The following is a 14,466-nucleotide window of genomic DNA, read 5'->3' as shown; positions in this document are numbered from 1 at the left end:
CTCAGACCTCGTCGGCGAGTTCCTGGAGCAGCCGGCGCTTCGGGCGGGCGCCCACCATGACCTTCACCGGCTCACCGCCGCGGAAGAGCAGCAGCGTCGGCATGGACATCACACCGTAGGCGGCCTGGGTGGCCGGGTTGGTGTCCACGTCGAGCTGGACGATGCGCAGCCGGTGCGCCTCCTCCACCGCGATCTCCTCCAGGACCGGGGCGATCATCCGGCAGGGCGGGCACCAGGCGGCGGTGAACTCGACGAGCACCGGCAGCTCACCGGCCAGCACCTCGGCGGCGAAGGTCGCATCGGTCACGGTCGGTACCGCACTCCGGGTGGTGGTCATGGCGTGGAAGTCCCCTCGTCGTGCCGCTCGGCATGAGCGGCGGTCAGTTCGCACAGCGGTTCCGCGGCGACGTCGCCCCCGGCCGCGCCCGCCTCCCGCTCGGCCCGCAGCAGTTGGGCGGCGACCTCGGCGCGCACCGAGGTCAGCCGGTCCACCCACGCGTCGATCTCCGCCAGCTTGCTGCGGTAGACCGCGAGCGAGGCGGCGCAGGTGTCCCCCGCCGCGTGCCCGGCTCGCAGGCACTCCACGAACGGCCGGGTCTCCTCCAGGCCGAAGCCGTACTCCTGGAGGGTGCGGATCTGCTCCAGCATCCGCAGGTGCTCCTCCCCGTAGCTGCGGTAGCCGTTGCCCGCGCGGTCGGCCGGCGGCAGCAGGCCGAGGGATTCGTAGTAGCGGAGCGTTCGCGGCGTGGTGCCGGCGCGTTCCGCGAGTTCGCCGATGCGCATGGTCACGACGGTAGACCTTGACGTACGCGTCAGGGCCAGCCCTGTTTTGCGCGGAGTCCGGGGCCGGGACCAGGGGTTGGCAAAAACTTTCAGGATTTACGCACCGGGAGTTGCTGACTTCCAGCAGATCTCGGCAGGCTGCGCCCAGCACTTCTCTCCATGCACGCACCACCCGCAACGCGAGGAGCCTGAATGCACCGCCCGAACGGACCCACCCGCCGCCGGCGCACCCTGTCACTGGCCGCCGCCCTGTCCCTGCTGGCCGGCCTGTCGGCGACCGCCGTCACCGCGACCGCGGCGCGCGCCGCCGACCCGCAGTCCGCAAGGCAGGCGGAATTCACCGCGGCGGCGCGGGAGTTCGGTGTACCCCTGCCCGTGCTCGAAGCGGTGTCGTACTACGAGACCCGCTGGGAGGCGCACGCCGGGCAGCCCGACGCCGCCGCGGGCCACGGCCCGATGGACCTCACCGACCTCACCGCCGCGACGCTGGACGCGGACGGCCTGAGCACGCAGTCGCCGCGCTACGCCGACCTGCTCACCGCCCCCGCCGAGCACACCGCGGCGGCCGCGGCCCGCCTGCTGGGCACGACCACCGCGGACGTGACCGGCGACGAGGTGCAGAACATCCGCGGCGGTGCGGCCCTGCTCGCCTCCTACGCGAAGGGCTACGGCCACGGCAGGCTGCCGCGCACCACCGACGGCTGGTACGCCGCCGCGGCCCGCTACAGCCAGTCCACCGAGGACAAGGTCGCCCAGGCCTTCGCCGACGGCGTGTGGTCCACCATGACCGCGGGCGCCTCCCGCACCACAGCGGACGGCCAGCTGATCACCCTGGCCCCGGTCCGCCACCTGCACCCCGACCGCGGCGACGTGCGCAAACTGGGGCTGACCGAGGTCACCCCGCCGCGCAGCGACACCCCAGCGGAGTGCCCCAAGTCGCTGCACTGCGACGTCATCCCCGGCGCCTACACGCTGCTCGACCCGTCGAACCTCGCCGACTACGGCAGCCACGACCTGGCCGACCGCCCGAACGGCGACCTCGACATCCGCTACATCACCCTGCACAGCACCGACGAGACCTACGACGGCACGCTCGACCTCTTCCGCGACCCGACCTACGCGGCCGGCGCCCACTACGTCGTCCGCTCCCAGGACGGCCAGGTCACCCAGATGATCCCGACCAAGGACATCGCCTGGGACAGCGCCAACCGGTCCTTCTACCAGCACTCCATCGGCATCGAGCAGGAGGGCTGGGCGACGCACGGTGCCGCCTGGTTCAGCGAGAACCTCTACCGCTCCACCGCGTCGCTGGTGCGCTACCTCGCTGCGAAGTACGACATCCCGCTGGACCGCGCGCACATCCTCGGGCACGACAACGTGCCCGGCGGCACCGAGGCCGGCGTCGCCACCCAGCATTGGGACCCGGGCCCCGGCTGGGACTGGGAGCACTTCTTCGACCTGCTCGGCGCGCCGATCCGGGCCACCGCCCCCGCGGGCTCGGACGTGGTGGCGATCAAGCCGGGCTACGCCCGCAACCCGCAGTCCACGACCTACTGCGACGACGTCCAGGGCTACAAGCAGTTCCCCGGCCCCTACCGCAGCTTCGACTGCCCGGTGGCCTCGCAGGACGCGCCGGCCTCCTTCGTCCCCCTGCACACCGCGCCGAGCACCTCGGCCCCGCTGGTCGCCGACCCGTACCTGCACCCGGACGGCTCCGCCGGGACCGCCGCGATGAACGACTGGGGCGACAAGGCCCCCGCCGGTGAGCAGTACGTCGTCGCCGACCGGGCGCCCGGCTGGACCGCGATCTGGTGGGGCGGTACCGAGGCCTGGCTCCAGGACTCCGCCGCGCACCCCGCCACGGTGCCGGTGCGGGCCGCCCGCATCGTGCCCAAGCCGGGCGTCGCGTCCGTCCCCGTCTACACCACGGCCTACCCCGAGGCCTCGGTCTACCCCGCCGACTTCGTCGCCTTCGAGGGCGGCGTCGCGCCCAGGCCGCAGCTGGCCCGCGCCAAGTACTCGATCCCGGCAGGGCAGTCCTACGTGGCGGCGGGCCCCGCCGTCGCCACCGACTCCTACTTCGCGATCAACTACGACGGATCGGCGCCCTACGACCAGCACGACTTCGTCGGGAAGACGAAGGTGTACGAGATCGTCTACAACCACCGGGTCGCCTTCGTGAACGCGGCGGACGTGGACGTGGTCCCGGCCGCGCGCTGACGCGGTCCCGCGGGGGCGTTCCGCGCGCCCCCGCGGGTGCCACGGAAAGCGCGAGCCCTTCATGGGGGAGGGCTCACGCTTTCCGGGGCAGGCCGGCCGGCTGCAGCGGGCGTCGGGCGGTGCGGTCGTCAGGCGCCGCGTTCGTGCTCGTCAGGCGGGGCGGTCGGACTCCAGGGCCTCGTGGGTGAGCCGCAGCGCGCGGCTGGAGGTGTCGTACGTGCGCTGCGCGACGCAGACGAAGAGGCAGTCGACCACGACGAGCTGGCTGATCCGGGAGGCCATGGCCCCCGGTCTGAAGGTGGTCTCGCGCCCGGCCGAGACGAGCACGTGGTCGGCGAGCCGCGCGGCCGTCGAGAGCGGGTGGTTCGTGATCACCACCGTGGTCGCCCCCTCGGCGGAGGCCCGCCGCAGCGGTTCGAGCACGTCGCGGCTCTCACCGGAGTGCGAGACCGCGAGGAAGACGTCCCCGGGTCCCAGCAGCACCGCGCTGGTGAGCGCGGACTGCGAGTCCCCGTGCGCGTGGCAGGGCCGCCCGATGCGGGCCAGCTTCTGCTGGAGGTCCTGGGCGACGAGCCCGGAAGCGCCGACTCCGGCGATATGCAGCTGCCCGCCGCCGCAGACCGCCCTGACGGCGGCGTCCAGCTCCGCGGGATCCAGCTGCGTCGCCGTCTCCTGGACGGCCTGCGACTCGGTGTGGACGAGCTTGGCGATGACCTCCGCCGCCGAGTCCTCCTGGGTGATCCCGGCGCTGAGCGTGGAGCGCGGCGCCTGTCGCGCGGCGGACGCGGCGAGGGCGAGGCGCAGTTCGGGGTACCCGGCGAAGCCGAGCGCCCTGGCGGTCCGCACGATGGACGACTCGCTCGTCCCGGCGAGCGCGCTGAGTTCCGAGATGGTGCTGCGGGCGACCTGTGCCGGGTCCTCCACGATGAGGGAGGCGATCCTGGCGGCGGCGGGGGTGAGCGAGGGCAGCAGCCCCCGCACCATGGCGGTGAGCGCGTCGGCCGAGTCACTGGGCGCAGTGGCGTCCCATGATCGGTCGGTCGGTGACTCCTGGACTATTTGGTACACGAGACAAAGCATGCACCGCGAAACACCCTTCTGGGACCCGGGGGTGAAGAATCCCGTTCCCTGGACGGCGCACGGGGAACGGCCGCCCCACGCGGTGGATGTCACACGTCCGGGTGACAATGGCCGTGTGTGTGCCGCACCGTCACTCCTGGAACCGCGACCGCCGTCGCCGCTGGCCGAGGTCGCCGACGACCGGCTCTCCCGGCATGGGGTGCGGCTGCTGCTCAAGCGGGACGACCTGATCCACCCGGACCTGCCGGGCAACAAGTTCCGCAAGCTGCGGCTGAATCTGGCCGCCGCCGTGGCGGCCGGCCACGACACGCTGCTGACGTTCGGCGGCGCCTACTCCAACCACGTGCGGGCGGTCGCCGCGGCCGGGCGGCTGCTCGGGCTGCGCACGGTCGGGGTGGTGCGGGGCGACGAGCTTGCGGACCGCCCGCTGAACCCCTCGCTCGCCGCGGCCGCGGCCGACGGCATGCGGCTGGATTTCGTCGATCGGGCGACCTACCGCCGCAAGGCCGAGCCCGAGGTGCTGGCGGCGCTGCTCGACCGGCACGGCCGCGCGTACGTCCTTCCCGAGGGCGGGTCGAACGCGGCGGCGGCCGTGGGGTGCGCGGACCTGGGCCGGGAGCTGCGCGGCGCCGCGGACGTGGTGGCGGTGGCCTGCGGTACCGGCGGCACCCTCGCGGGGCTGGCCGCGGGGCTCGCGGACGGGCCGGGGGACGGCCCGGAGGCGATCGGCTTCCCGGTGCTGCGCGGGGGCGCGTTCCTGGCCGGCGACGTGCTGCGGCTCCAGCAGGACGCCTTCGGCGGGCGCAGGGGGCGCTGGCGGCTCGACGACCGCTTCCACCACGGCGGCTTCGCCAGGACCAGCCCCGCCCTCGAGGAGTTCGCCGCGGACTTCGCGCGGCGGCACGGCCTCGACCCCGAGCGGGTCTACGTGGCGAAGATGCTGCACGGGGTGGTGACGCTGGCCTGCGCCGGCGCCTTCCCGCCGGGCACCCGGGTGGCTGCGGTGATCACGGGATGACGTGCTCCCGTGCGCCCCTTACGCCGGTCACATCACCCGAACGTAACCTGGTGGCATGATCCGCGCCGCGACCCCCGCCGACCTGCCGGTCCTGCACGCCCTGATCCGCGAACTCGCCGACTACGAGAGGGCGCTGAGCGAGGCGAAGGGCACCGAGGAGCAGTTGCGCACCGCGCTTTTCGGCCCCGATCCGGTCGCCCACGCGCTGATCGCGGCCGACGACACGACGGGTGAGCCGGCCGGCTTCGCGCTGTGGTTCCGCAACTTCTCCACCTGGACCGGCACCGCCGGCCTCTATCTGGAGGACCTGTACGTACGCCCGCAGGCGCGCGGCGCGGGCCACGGCAAGGCGCTGCTCGCCGCGCTCGCCGCGATCTGCACCGAGCGCGGCTGGTCGCGTTTCGAGTGGTCCGTGCTCGACTGGAACGAGAAGGCGCTCGGGGTCTACCGCTCGATCGGCGCCCTGCCGCAGGACGAGTGGACCGTGCAGCGCCTGACCGGCCCGGCCCTCGCGGCACTGGCCGCGCAGGCGGGCGGGGGTGCCGCGGACGCGGCCGCCACCGGCCGTTCGCACGGCCGGTCGGACAACCGGACGAATTCGCATGCGAATTGAGACCTCGGAGAGCTACCCACGGTCCGTGCCCATGCGCTTACCATGGGTGACAGGACGGAATCGCTTCCCGCCCCTGGAAGGCCCGCGGGCCGGCTCGCCCATGGCGGCGACCGTGCTCCGTCCGGGCGACATCAGGGCGCGGATCGCGATAGCGTCGCTGCGAACCAGAGCAATCACTGTGTGCCACCTTGGAGGTGAGGGTGTCCCAGAGCGCAGGCGAGCCCGGGTCGAAGGACTTCGTCGAGGTCCGGCTGCCCGCGGCGGGGGCGTATCTGTCGGTCTTGCGGACGGCCACGGCCGGTCTCGCGGCCCGATTGGACTTCACCCTCGACGAAATCGAGGATCTGCGGATCGCCGTCGACGAGGCGTGCGCGATCCTGTTGCAGCAGGCGGTACCCGGAAGCGTGTTGAGCTGCGTGTTCCGGCTGGTCGGGGACTCGCTGTGGGTCACGGTCGCGGCGCCGACCACCGACGGCCGGGCGCCGGAGCGCGACACCTTCGCCTGGACGGTGCTGTCCGCACTGGCCGGCGAGGTGGACTCCACCGTGGCCGAGGACAAGACGGTCAGCATCAGCCTGCACAAGAAGCGCGGCGCCGTTCCAGGGCTGTCGTGAGGGTCGCGGACAGGGCGGCGCCGCCGCCGACGTCGTCAGGGTCAGCGTGTCCCGGTCCACCTGCGGGCCGGTGAGGGTACAACCGTGCAGGAAGACGGGGAATCGCCATGAGTGCTGAGCTGTCCCGGGGGGAGAACCCCGGCACACCCGCGGAGCACGACGTGCCCGCGGCGCGCGGTCGCGCGTCCGTACCCGCCCAGCAGCCGGACCCCGCGGGTCCGGTCGGGCGGCCGCAGGCGGCAGGCGAGGCGGCCAGGCCCCATCCCGAGCCCGTGGGCGGGCAGACCCGTAGGGACGCAATGGACGCGGCGGAGCAGGCGAGAACGATGGAGCAGCAGCCGGACCAGCCGGCCGGGAAGCGACCGGAGAAGCAGCAGGACGAGCCGGACGCGCCGCAAGCCGGACAGCAACCAGGGCAGCAGGCGGAGCCGGAGGAGCAGCCGGCGGCGCACGACCCGCACGACAGGGCCGGCGCACGGGCGCTCTTCGTCGAGCTCAGGGGGCTCCCGGAGGGCTCCCCCGAGCGCGCGGAGCTGCGCAACCAGCTGGTCCGGATGCATCTGCCGCTGGTCGAGCACCTGGCCCGGCGCTTCCGCAACCGCGGCGAGCCGCTCGACGACCTCACCCAGGTCGCCACCATCGGGCTGATCAAGTCGGTGGACCGCTTCGACGTCGACCGCGGGGTGGAGTTCTCCACATACGCGACGCCGACGGTGGTCGGTGAGATCAAGCGCCACTTCCGCGACAAGGGCTGGGCGGTACGGGTGCCGCGCCGGCTCCAGGAGCTGCGGCTCGCCCTCACCACCGCGACCGGCGAACTGTCGCAACGGCACGGCCGCGCGCCGACCGTCCACGAGCTGGCCGAGCACCTCAAGATCTCCGAGGAGGAGGTCCTCGAAGGGCTGGAGTCGGCGAACGCCTACAGCACGCTGTCGCTGGACGTGCCCGACACCGACGACGAGTCGCCGGCTGTGGCCGACACCCTCGGCTCCGAGGACGAGGCGCTGGAGGGCGTCGAGTACCGCGAATCCCTCAAGCCGCTGCTCGAACAGCTGCCGCCGCGGGAGAAGACGATTCTGCTGCTGCGGTTCTTCGGGAACATGACGCAGTCGCAGATCGCGCAGGAGGTCGGCATCTCCCAGATGCACGTCTCGCGCCTCCTGGCGCGGACCCTCGCGCAACTCCGCGACAAGCTCTTGATCGAGGAATAGCCCCTCCCGGGTTCCCCTCGGCAGGGGCGCCCCCTGCGGAAGGCGGCAACCCCCAGGCGAAGCTCTGGGGGCGGAACTGCGCGCGCAACCGGCCACCGGCCCGTGGTCCGTGTGCGACAGCAACAGCCCCTTCGGGACGGAGCGACCCGCGCCCCCGGTGGGGGCTTGTCGCGCAGTTCCCCGCGCCCCTGAGGTGGCGGCGGTCGTCGCCACGTGACGGCCGTACGCGGCTGGCCGCTCCGTTCTCCCCCAGCGCTTCGCCTGGGGGTGCCCCCACGCGGCCCTGTGGGGCGCCCTTGCGGAAGGCGGCAACCCCCAGGGGCGCTGGGGGTACCCCCAGGCGAAGCTCTGGGGGCGGAACGGCGCGCGCAACCGGCCACCGGCCGGTGGCCCGGATACGACAGCAACAGCCCCTTTCGGCCGGAGACGACCCGCACCCCCGGCGGGGGCTTGTCGCTCCGTTCTCCCCCAGGGCTTCGCCTGGGGGTGCCCCCACGCGCCCCTGGGGTGGCGGCGGTCCGTCGCCACACCACAGCAAGTCCTCACGCCCTGTGGGGCGCCCTTGCGGAAGGCGGCAACCCCCAGGGGCGCGGGGAACGGCGCGGGCAACCGGCCACCGGCCGGTGGTCCGTGTGCGACAGCAACAGCCCCCCCGGGACCGTGACGACCCGCGCCCCGGCGGGGGCTTGTCGCGCCGTTCTCCCCCAGGGCTTCGCCTGGGGGTGCCCCCACGCGCCTCTGAAGGGGCACCGCCCGTCAGGGGGAGGTGCGGCGGATGCCGAGTGCGTCGGTGGTCGACGGGTGGACGAGGCAGACGAGCCCGGCGGCCGCGAGGGCGCCGAGCAGGACGCCGCCCCACACCACCGCTCCGGAGGAGTGCAGCATCGTCCAGGCGATCGGCACGATCAGCAGCTGCATGATCAGCGCGGGCCCGCGGCTCCACCGCCGCGCCTTGCGCAGCCCGTACGCGGCGGCCAGCGGCAGCGCGGCCATCACCAGCACGGTCAGCCCCGCGAGCACGGCGTTGTCGCTGTCGGTGAAGAACATCGTGACACCCCACGCGGCGACCGCGAGCCCTTCGAGGCCGGCGATGGCGGCGGCGGCGATAAGCCGCGGGGTCGGGGCCGCGTCCGGCGCCTGGGCGGCCGCTGAGGGCTCGGGCGAGGGGTCGAGGGGGGTCTGGCTCACACCACTCAGCGTAGCCCGATGCGAAAAACGGTAGGTACGCTATCGGGCATGCGCGCTCTTCTCGTCGTCAATCCTGCCGCGACCACCACCAGCGCGCGGGTGCGTGACGTGATCAGCACCGCACTGGCCAGTGATCTGAAGCTGGAGGTCGCGACCACCGAGTACCGCGGGCACGCGCGGGATCTGGCCCGCCGGGCGGTGGAGGGCGGTGAGGTCGAGCTCGTGGTGTCGCTCGGCGGCGACGGCACGGTCAACGAGATCGTCAACGGCCTGCTGCACCACGGACCCGACCCGGACGCCCTGCCGCAGCTCGCGGTGGTGCCAGGCGGCTCGACCAACGTCTTCGCGCGCGCCCTGGGGCTGCCCAACGACGCGGTGGAGGCGACCGGCGCCCTGCTGGACGCGCTGCGCGTCCGCTCCTCGCGCACGGTCGGCCTGGGGCTGGTGAGCGGGACGCCGGGCACCGAGGACGAGGGGGTGCCCGACCGCTGGTTCACCTTCTGCGCGGGCTTCGGCTTCGATGCCGGCGTGGTGGGCCGGGTGGAGCAGCAGCGGGAGTTGGGCAAGCGGTCGACGCATGCGCTGTATCTGCGCCAGGTGGCGCGGCAGTTCGTGGCCGACCCGCACCGCAGGCACGGCACGATCACGGTGGAGTGTCCGGGCGAGGAGCCGGTGGCCGGTCTGACGACGGCGATAGTGTGCAACACCGCGCCGTGGACGTATCTCGGCAACAGGCCGGTGTACGCCTCCCCCGAGGCGTCCTTCGACACCGCGCTTGACCTGCTGGGTGTCAGCAAGATGTCCACTTTGTCGGGCACACGCTACGCGGCGCAACTGCTCCGTTCCACTCCGGAGCGCGGGCCGCGCGGGAAGCACACGCTGGCCCTGCACGATCTGACGGACTTCACCTTGCAATCGCAGGCGGCACTGCCGTTTCAGGTGGATGGTGACCACCTCGGGCTGCGTACGAGCGCGACCTTCACAGGCGTACGCCGTGCACTGCGTGTGATTGTGTAAGTGGAAGAGCCTAAAGTCCTTTTACTCGAACGTTTAGACTGCCCTGCACCCCATGGAAGTACGGCTGTGATCGAGGCGACACCGAGGAATCAAAAAAAACTTTCCTGAAGGGGTTGTATCTCCCGCCGAGGTTTGCGAGTCTCTAGGTGGCGATCGGGACGGCCGACCAACCGGCCCCCTTGAGAGCCCGAATCTTCCACCTCACACCAGCGGGACTGCACCAGTGAAGACTGGGTGGCGTCCCGTTCGCTGTGAAGGGATTCGTGAAAGCGTTCACATTCACAAGCAACGTGCTTGTCACACAAGGAGTTGGAGCAGCCATGGACTGGCGTCACCGCGCCGTTTGCCGCGAGGAAGACCCCGAGCTCTTCTTCCCCATCGGCAACACCGGTCCTGCGCTGCTGCAGATCGAGGAAGCCAAGGCCGTCTGCCGCCGCTGCCCCGTCATGGAGCAGTGCCTGCAGTGGGCGCTGGAGAGCGGCCAGGACGCCGGTGTCTGGGGTGGCCTCAGCGAGGACGAGCGTCGCGCAATGAAGCGCCGCGCCGCCCGCAACCGGGCCCGCAACGCCAGCGCCTGACGCGCAGCCTTCCCACCGAGCCGCAGCGCGCAGCACCTGTCACACGCGCAGCACGCAGCATCCGAAAGCCCCCGTACCAATGACGGTACGGGGGCTTTCGCGTGCCTGGGGCACCGGCCGCCGCCGGGCCGCGGATCCGACCGGCGGCTGACCGTGCGAACGGTCAGCTCTCCAGGGGGAGTTCCAGGATCACCCGGGTGCCGCGGACCGGGGCGGGGAGCATGTCGAAGGTGCCGCCCAACTCGCCGACGACCAGGGTGCGGACGATCTGCAGGCCGAGGTTGCCGGCCTGCTGGGCGTCGAAGCCGGGCGGCAGGCCGCGGCCGTCGTCCTGGACGGTGATGGTGATCAGTTCCCTGCCGCGGGTCGCGGTGATGTCGACACTGCCCGACTCCCCCGGCCCGAAGCCGTGTTCGAGGGCGTTCTGCAGCAGTTCGGTGAGCACCATCGACAGCGGGGTGGCGATCTCCGCGGTGAGGATGCCGAACCGGCCGCTGCGCCTGGCGGTGACCCGGCCGGGTGAGATCTCGGCGACCATGGCCAGCACCCGGTCGGCGATCTCGTCGAACTCGACCCGCTCGTCCAGGGTCTGCGACAGCGTCTCGTGCACGATGGCGATCGAGCCGACCCGCCGCACCGCCTCCTCCAGCGCCTCGCGGGCGCTGTCGGAGTCCATCCGGCGGGCCTGCAGCCGCAACAGGGCCGCGACCGTCTGGAGGTTGTTCTTCACCCGGTGGTGGATCTCCCGGATGGTGGCGTCCTTGGTCATCAACTCGCGCTCGCGGCGCCGCAGTTCCGTGACGTCGCGGAGCAGCACCAGGGAGCCGGTGTGGACGCCCTTGGGCTTGAGCGGGATGGCGCGCAGCTGGATGACGCCGTCGCCGCCCTCGACCTCGAACTCGCGCGGCGCCCAGCCGCTGGCCAGCTTCACCAGTGCCTCGTCCACCGGGCCTCGGGCCGGGGCGAGTTCGGCGGTGGCCTTGCCGAGGTGGTGGCCGACCAGGTCGGCGGCGAGGCCGAGCCGGTGGTAGGCGGACAGCGCGTTGGGGCTGGCGTACTGCACGATGCCGTCGGCGTCCAGCCGGATCAGCCCGTCGCCTGCCCGCGGCGAGGCGTCCATGTCGACCTGCTCCGCCGGGAAGGGAAAGGCGCCGGCCGCGATCATCTGGGCCAGGTCGCTGGCGCTCTGGAGGTAGGTGAGCTCCAGCCGGCTGGGGGTGCGCACGGTGAGCAGGTTGGTGTTGCGGGCGATCACCCCGAGCACCCGGCCGTCCCGGCGCACCGGGATGGACTCGACCCTGACCGGCACCTCCTCGCGCCATTCGGGGTCGCCCTCCCGGACGATCCGGCCCTCGTCGAGGGCCGCGTCGAGCAGCGGCCGCCGGCCGCGCGGCACCAGGTGCCCGACCATGTCGTCCTGGTAGGAGGTCGGCCCGGTGTTGGGCCGCATCTGGGCGACGGAGACGTAGCGCGAGCCGTCCCTGGTCGGCACCCAGAGCACCAGATCCGCGAAGGACAGATCGGACAGCAACTGCCACTCCGAGACCAGCAGATGGAGCCATTCGAGGTCGGAGGCGTCGAGCGCGGTGTGCTCGCGTACGAGGTCGTTCATGGAGGGCACGCCTGCGAGCGTACCCGTCGGCCCGAGGGGGGTGCGCCGCGCGCGGTTTACGGGCACTATTTGTTCAGGCCCGGCACGAAATCCGTGGCTCAGCCATTTACAAGGACCAGTGGTCTAGTCCAGAATGGCGCGGTACAGGACTTCCGGGCTCCCCGCACAGGAGCGCGGATCGAGGCGAGGCGTTCTCTGCCCTGACTACGCCCCGCCTCGTGGTCGGCCCTATCGGGCCCGCGGGATCCGCACACCCCGCAGGCCACGGTGCCGACGTCAGCTCCGGGCTGCGGTGCTGGAGAGGCTGAGGGTCCTCTCCCGGCACCGCGGCCCGAAGTTATCTCCGGGGCCGCCGACTGCCCCCGCGGCCCGCCTGAGCCCGCCCCCGGGGCCCGCGGCCGCCCTTTGCGGCGCTCAGCTCGTCTCCGTGACCTTCACGATGGCCCGCGGGCTGTCCGGATCCTGGCCGCGGGCCACGGCGATCTCCCAGGCCAGCCGCTGCAGCGGCAGGATCTCCAGCAGCGGCTGGAGGCACTCGGGCACCTCGGACGTGGGCATCGCGAAGCCGCCGGAGGCCGCGGCCACCTGCACCCTGGGACCGACCACCACCAGGTCGGCGCCGCGGCCGCGCAGCCGGTCGAGCACCGGCTGAAGCGCCTCGCCGCCGCGCCCCTCGGTCACGATCGCGATCACCGGCGAGATGTTGTCCACCATCGCCAGCGGGCCGTGCAGCAGGTCGGCGCCCGAGTAGGCGAGCGCGGGGATGTAGCTGGTCTCCATCAGCTTGAGCGCGGCCTCCTTGGCCGTGGGGTAGCCGTAGCCGCGCGAGGTGATCACCATCCGCTCGGCGAATCGGTAGCGGCCCGCCAGCTCCCGCACCTCGTCGCCGCGGGCCAGCACCTGTTCCGCCAGGCGGGGCAGCCGCCGGGCGACCCGGGTGCCCTCGATGCCGCCGAGGCCCGTCACGAACAGGTAGAGGGCCATCAGCTCTGCCGAGTACGTCTTGGTGGCGGGCAGCGCCTTCTCGGGGCCCGCGAGCAGGTCGATGTGGAATTCCGAGACGTCCACGAGCGGCGAGTCCGGGTTGTTGGTCACCGCCAGGGTGATCGCCCCGGCCCGCCTGGCCGCCTCGGTCGACGCGATCAGGTCGGGCGAGCCGCCGGACTGGCTCACCGTGATCAGCAGGACGTCGTCGAGGTGCGGGGTGGCCCCGTAGGTGGTCGTGGTCGACATCGAGGTCAGGCCGCACGGCAGGCCCAGCTCGACCTCGATCAGGTACTTCGCGTAGAGCGCCGCGTGGTCGGAGGTGCCGCGGGCGCTGAGCAGCACGAAACGGGGCCTGCGGTCGGCGATGACGCGGGCCGTCACGGCGATCGCCGGCGCCGCGGTGTCCAGGATGCGGCGCAGCACCTCGGGCTGCTCGGCGATCTCGCCGGCCATGATCGCGCCCGGCCGGTCCTTGCGCACGGGGGCCGGGGCACGCAGGTCGTCAGCCATGTCCACCGCCTCCCATCCCGCCCGGACACGCCCGCCTGCCGGGGCGCCGGTGCCGGGGCCGAGGTGGCGGTGGCCGCCGCGGCCCGGAGCACCCCATCAGTCGACCACAGGACCCGGCGGGCCGCGCGCGGAAGCGGGTCAGGCGGGGGGCCGGGGGCCCTCGGCGGGGGGCCGCCCACCTGATAGATTGGTCTATACCACACTCACCTCTTCAGAACGGCAGGCCCAGCGTGGAAGTTGTGATCGTCCCGGACGCCGCAGCAGGCGGCGAGATCATCGCCGAGGCCATGGCCGCACTGCTCCACCGCAAGCCGGACGCGCTGCTCGGCGTGGCCACCGGGTCCACGCCGCTGCCCGTCTACCAGGCCCTCGCCGCCAAGGTGCGCGGCGGTGCGGTGGACGCCTCCCGCGCCAGGGTCTGCCAGCTGGACGAGTACGTGGGGCTGCCCACCGGACACCCCGAGTCCTACCGCTCGGTCGTGCTGCGCGAGGTCGTCGAGCCGCTCGGGCTCTCCCCCGAGTCCTTCATGGGGCCCGACGGCGCCGCCGAGGACGTCCAGGGCGCGTGCGACGCCTACGACGCGGCGCTGGCCGCGGCCGGCGGGGTCGACCTCCAACTGCTGGGCATCGGCACCGACGGGCACATCGGCTTCAACGAGCCGTGCTCCTCGCTCGCCTCGCGCACCCGCATCAAGACGCTCACCGAGCAGACCAGGGTCGACAACGCCCGCTTCTTCGGCGGCGACATCGAGGCCGTGCCGCACCACGTCATCACCCAGGGCATCGGCACGATCCTCGAGGCGCGGCACCTGGTGCTCCTCGCGACCGGGGAGGGCAAGGCGGAGGCGGTCGCGGCGACGGTCGAGGGCCCGGTCGCCGCGATCGTCCCGGCCTCCGCGCTCCAGCTCCATCCGCACGCGACGGTGATCGTCGACGAGGCGGCCGCCACGAAGCTGAAGCTCGCCCCCTACTTCCGGGCCACCTACGCGGCCAAGCCCGGCTGGCAGGGCCTCTGACACCTCCGGGGGCCGCCGG

14 protein-coding genes are annotated in these 14,466 nt (G+C 72.7%); 8 read left to right on the top strand and 6 right to left on the bottom strand.

Annotated features, from left to right (window positions below; genetic code table 11):
- Nucleotide 1 precedes the first annotated feature (1 nt).
- On the bottom strand, nucleotides 2-337 hold the full coding sequence (gene trxA, locus ACGFMP_RS23540; RefSeq protein WP_393674912.1) for a thioredoxin: 336 nt from the start codon (nucleotides 335-337) through the stop codon (nucleotides 2-4).
- Entirely contained in the window at nucleotides 334-783 is a 450-nt protein-coding gene (locus ACGFMP_RS23535) for a MerR family transcriptional regulator (RefSeq protein WP_393674991.1), read from the bottom strand. Before ACGFMP_RS23535 ends, trxA begins: the two co-directional genes overlap by 4 nt.
- Before the next feature lie 192 nt (nucleotides 784-975).
- Here ACGFMP_RS23535 and ACGFMP_RS23530 point away from each other — a divergent pair, with 192 nt between their 5' ends.
- Complete coding sequence (locus ACGFMP_RS23530; RefSeq protein WP_393674910.1) at nucleotides 976-3,003, top strand: N-acetylmuramoyl-L-alanine amidase; 2,028 nt, start codon at nucleotides 976-978, stop codon at nucleotides 3,001-3,003.
- A gap of 150 nt (nucleotides 3,004-3,153) precedes the next feature.
- Here ACGFMP_RS23530 and ACGFMP_RS23525 read toward each other — a convergent pair whose 3' ends face one another.
- Entirely contained in the window at nucleotides 3,154-4,071 is a 918-nt protein-coding gene (locus tag ACGFMP_RS23525; protein WP_393674908.1) for a MurR/RpiR family transcriptional regulator, read from the bottom strand.
- A gap of 127 nt (nucleotides 4,072-4,198) precedes the next feature.
- On the opposite strand from ACGFMP_RS23525, the gene ACGFMP_RS23520 reads away from it, so the two are divergent.
- The 4 genes from ACGFMP_RS23520 to ACGFMP_RS23505 all read left to right on the top strand — a co-directional run bounded on the left by ACGFMP_RS23520 (nucleotide 4,199) and on the right by ACGFMP_RS23505 (nucleotide 7,539).
- A complete protein-coding gene (locus tag ACGFMP_RS23520; protein WP_393674907.1) occupies nucleotides 4,199-5,101 on the top strand; it encodes a 1-aminocyclopropane-1-carboxylate deaminase/D-cysteine desulfhydrase in 903 nt (300 codons plus the stop codon).
- A gap of 55 nt (nucleotides 5,102-5,156) precedes the next feature.
- A complete protein-coding gene (locus ACGFMP_RS23515) occupies nucleotides 5,157-5,714 on the top strand; it encodes a GNAT family N-acetyltransferase (protein WP_393674906.1) in 558 nt (185 codons plus the stop codon).
- A 200-nt stretch (nucleotides 5,715-5,914) separates the two neighbouring features.
- Nucleotides 5,915-6,328 carry an anti-sigma regulatory factor gene (locus ACGFMP_RS23510; protein WP_033171796.1) on the top strand — a complete coding sequence of 138 codons (414 nt, stop codon included), beginning with the start codon at nucleotides 5,915-5,917 and terminating at the stop codon, nucleotides 6,326-6,328.
- A 107-nt stretch (nucleotides 6,329-6,435) separates the two neighbouring features.
- Nucleotides 6,436-7,539: a SigB/SigF/SigG family RNA polymerase sigma factor gene (locus ACGFMP_RS23505; protein WP_393674905.1), complete on the top strand. Its 1,104-nt coding sequence runs from the start codon at nucleotides 6,436-6,438 to the stop codon at nucleotides 7,537-7,539.
- A 756-nt stretch (nucleotides 7,540-8,295) separates the two neighbouring features.
- Here ACGFMP_RS23505 and ACGFMP_RS23500 read toward each other — a convergent pair.
- The gene (locus tag ACGFMP_RS23500; protein ID WP_393674904.1) at nucleotides 8,296-8,727 is read right to left on the bottom strand and encodes a hypothetical protein; all 432 of its coding nucleotides are present in this window, start codon (nucleotides 8,725-8,727) and stop codon (nucleotides 8,296-8,298) included.
- A 48-nt stretch (nucleotides 8,728-8,775) separates the two neighbouring features.
- Here ACGFMP_RS23500 and ACGFMP_RS23495 point away from each other — a divergent pair, with 48 nt between their 5' ends.
- Entirely contained in the window at nucleotides 8,776-9,744 is a 969-nt protein-coding gene (locus tag ACGFMP_RS23495) for a diacylglycerol/lipid kinase family protein (protein ID WP_393674903.1), read from the top strand.
- Nucleotides 9,745-10,064: 320 nt separating this feature from the next.
- Nucleotides 10,065-10,322: a WhiB family transcriptional regulator gene (locus ACGFMP_RS23490; RefSeq protein WP_031520293.1), complete on the top strand. Its 258-nt coding sequence runs from the start codon at nucleotides 10,065-10,067 to the stop codon at nucleotides 10,320-10,322.
- 163 nt (nucleotides 10,323-10,485) lie between these two features.
- Here the strand turns inward: ACGFMP_RS23490 and ACGFMP_RS23485 are convergent, their stop codons facing one another.
- A complete protein-coding gene (locus ACGFMP_RS23485; protein WP_393674990.1) occupies nucleotides 10,486-11,934 on the bottom strand; it encodes a sensor histidine kinase in 1,449 nt (482 codons plus the stop codon).
- A 414-nt stretch (nucleotides 11,935-12,348) separates the two neighbouring features.
- Nucleotides 12,349-13,431: an SIS domain-containing protein gene (locus ACGFMP_RS23480; RefSeq protein WP_393674902.1), complete on the bottom strand. Its 1,083-nt coding sequence runs from the start codon at nucleotides 13,429-13,431 to the stop codon at nucleotides 12,349-12,351.
- A 230-nt stretch (nucleotides 13,432-13,661) separates the two neighbouring features.
- On the opposite strand from ACGFMP_RS23480, the gene nagB reads away from it, so the two are divergent.
- Nucleotides 13,662-14,447, top strand: a complete 786-nt coding sequence (gene nagB / locus ACGFMP_RS23475; RefSeq protein WP_393674901.1) for a glucosamine-6-phosphate deaminase — start codon at nucleotides 13,662-13,664, stop codon at nucleotides 14,445-14,447.
- Nucleotides 14,448-14,466 lie beyond the last annotated feature (19 nt).

The organism is Streptomyces sp. NPDC049040 (assembly GCF_043197715.1).
In the GTDB taxonomy this organism is placed as follows: Bacteria; Actinomycetota; Actinomycetes; order Streptomycetales; family Streptomycetaceae; genus Actinacidiphila.
Note: the sequence above shows the minus strand (reverse complement) of the source record. Positions and strands in the feature narration are given on the sequence as shown.

Excerpts from the sequence above, each read along its gene's own strand:
- trxA (WP_393674912.1), bottom strand. The coding sequence starts at position 337 with ATGACCACCACCCGGAGTGCGGTACCGACCGTGACCGATGCGACCTTC.
- ACGFMP_RS23535 (WP_393674991.1), bottom strand. The coding sequence starts at position 783 with ATGCGCATCGGCGAACTCGCGGAACGCGCCGGCACCACGCCGCGAACG.
- ACGFMP_RS23530 (WP_393674910.1), top strand. The coding sequence starts at position 976 with ATGCACCGCCCGAACGGACCCACCCGCCGCCGGCGCACCCTGTCACTG.
- ACGFMP_RS23515 (WP_393674906.1), top strand. The coding sequence starts at position 5,157 with ATGATCCGCGCCGCGACCCCCGCCGACCTGCCGGTCCTGCACGCCCTG.
- ACGFMP_RS23505 (WP_393674905.1), top strand. The coding sequence starts at position 6,436 with ATGAGTGCTGAGCTGTCCCGGGGGGAGAACCCCGGCACACCCGCGGAG.
- ACGFMP_RS23495 (WP_393674903.1), top strand. The coding sequence starts at position 8,776 with ATGCGCGCTCTTCTCGTCGTCAATCCTGCCGCGACCACCACCAGCGCG.
- ACGFMP_RS23490 (WP_031520293.1), top strand. The coding sequence starts at position 10,065 with ATGGACTGGCGTCACCGCGCCGTTTGCCGCGAGGAAGACCCCGAGCTC.
- ACGFMP_RS23485 (WP_393674990.1), bottom strand. The coding sequence starts at position 11,934 with ATGAACGACCTCGTACGCGAGCACACCGCGCTCGACGCCTCCGACCTC.
- ACGFMP_RS23480 (WP_393674902.1), bottom strand. The coding sequence starts at position 13,431 with ATGGCTGACGACCTGCGTGCCCCGGCCCCCGTGCGCAAGGACCGGCCG.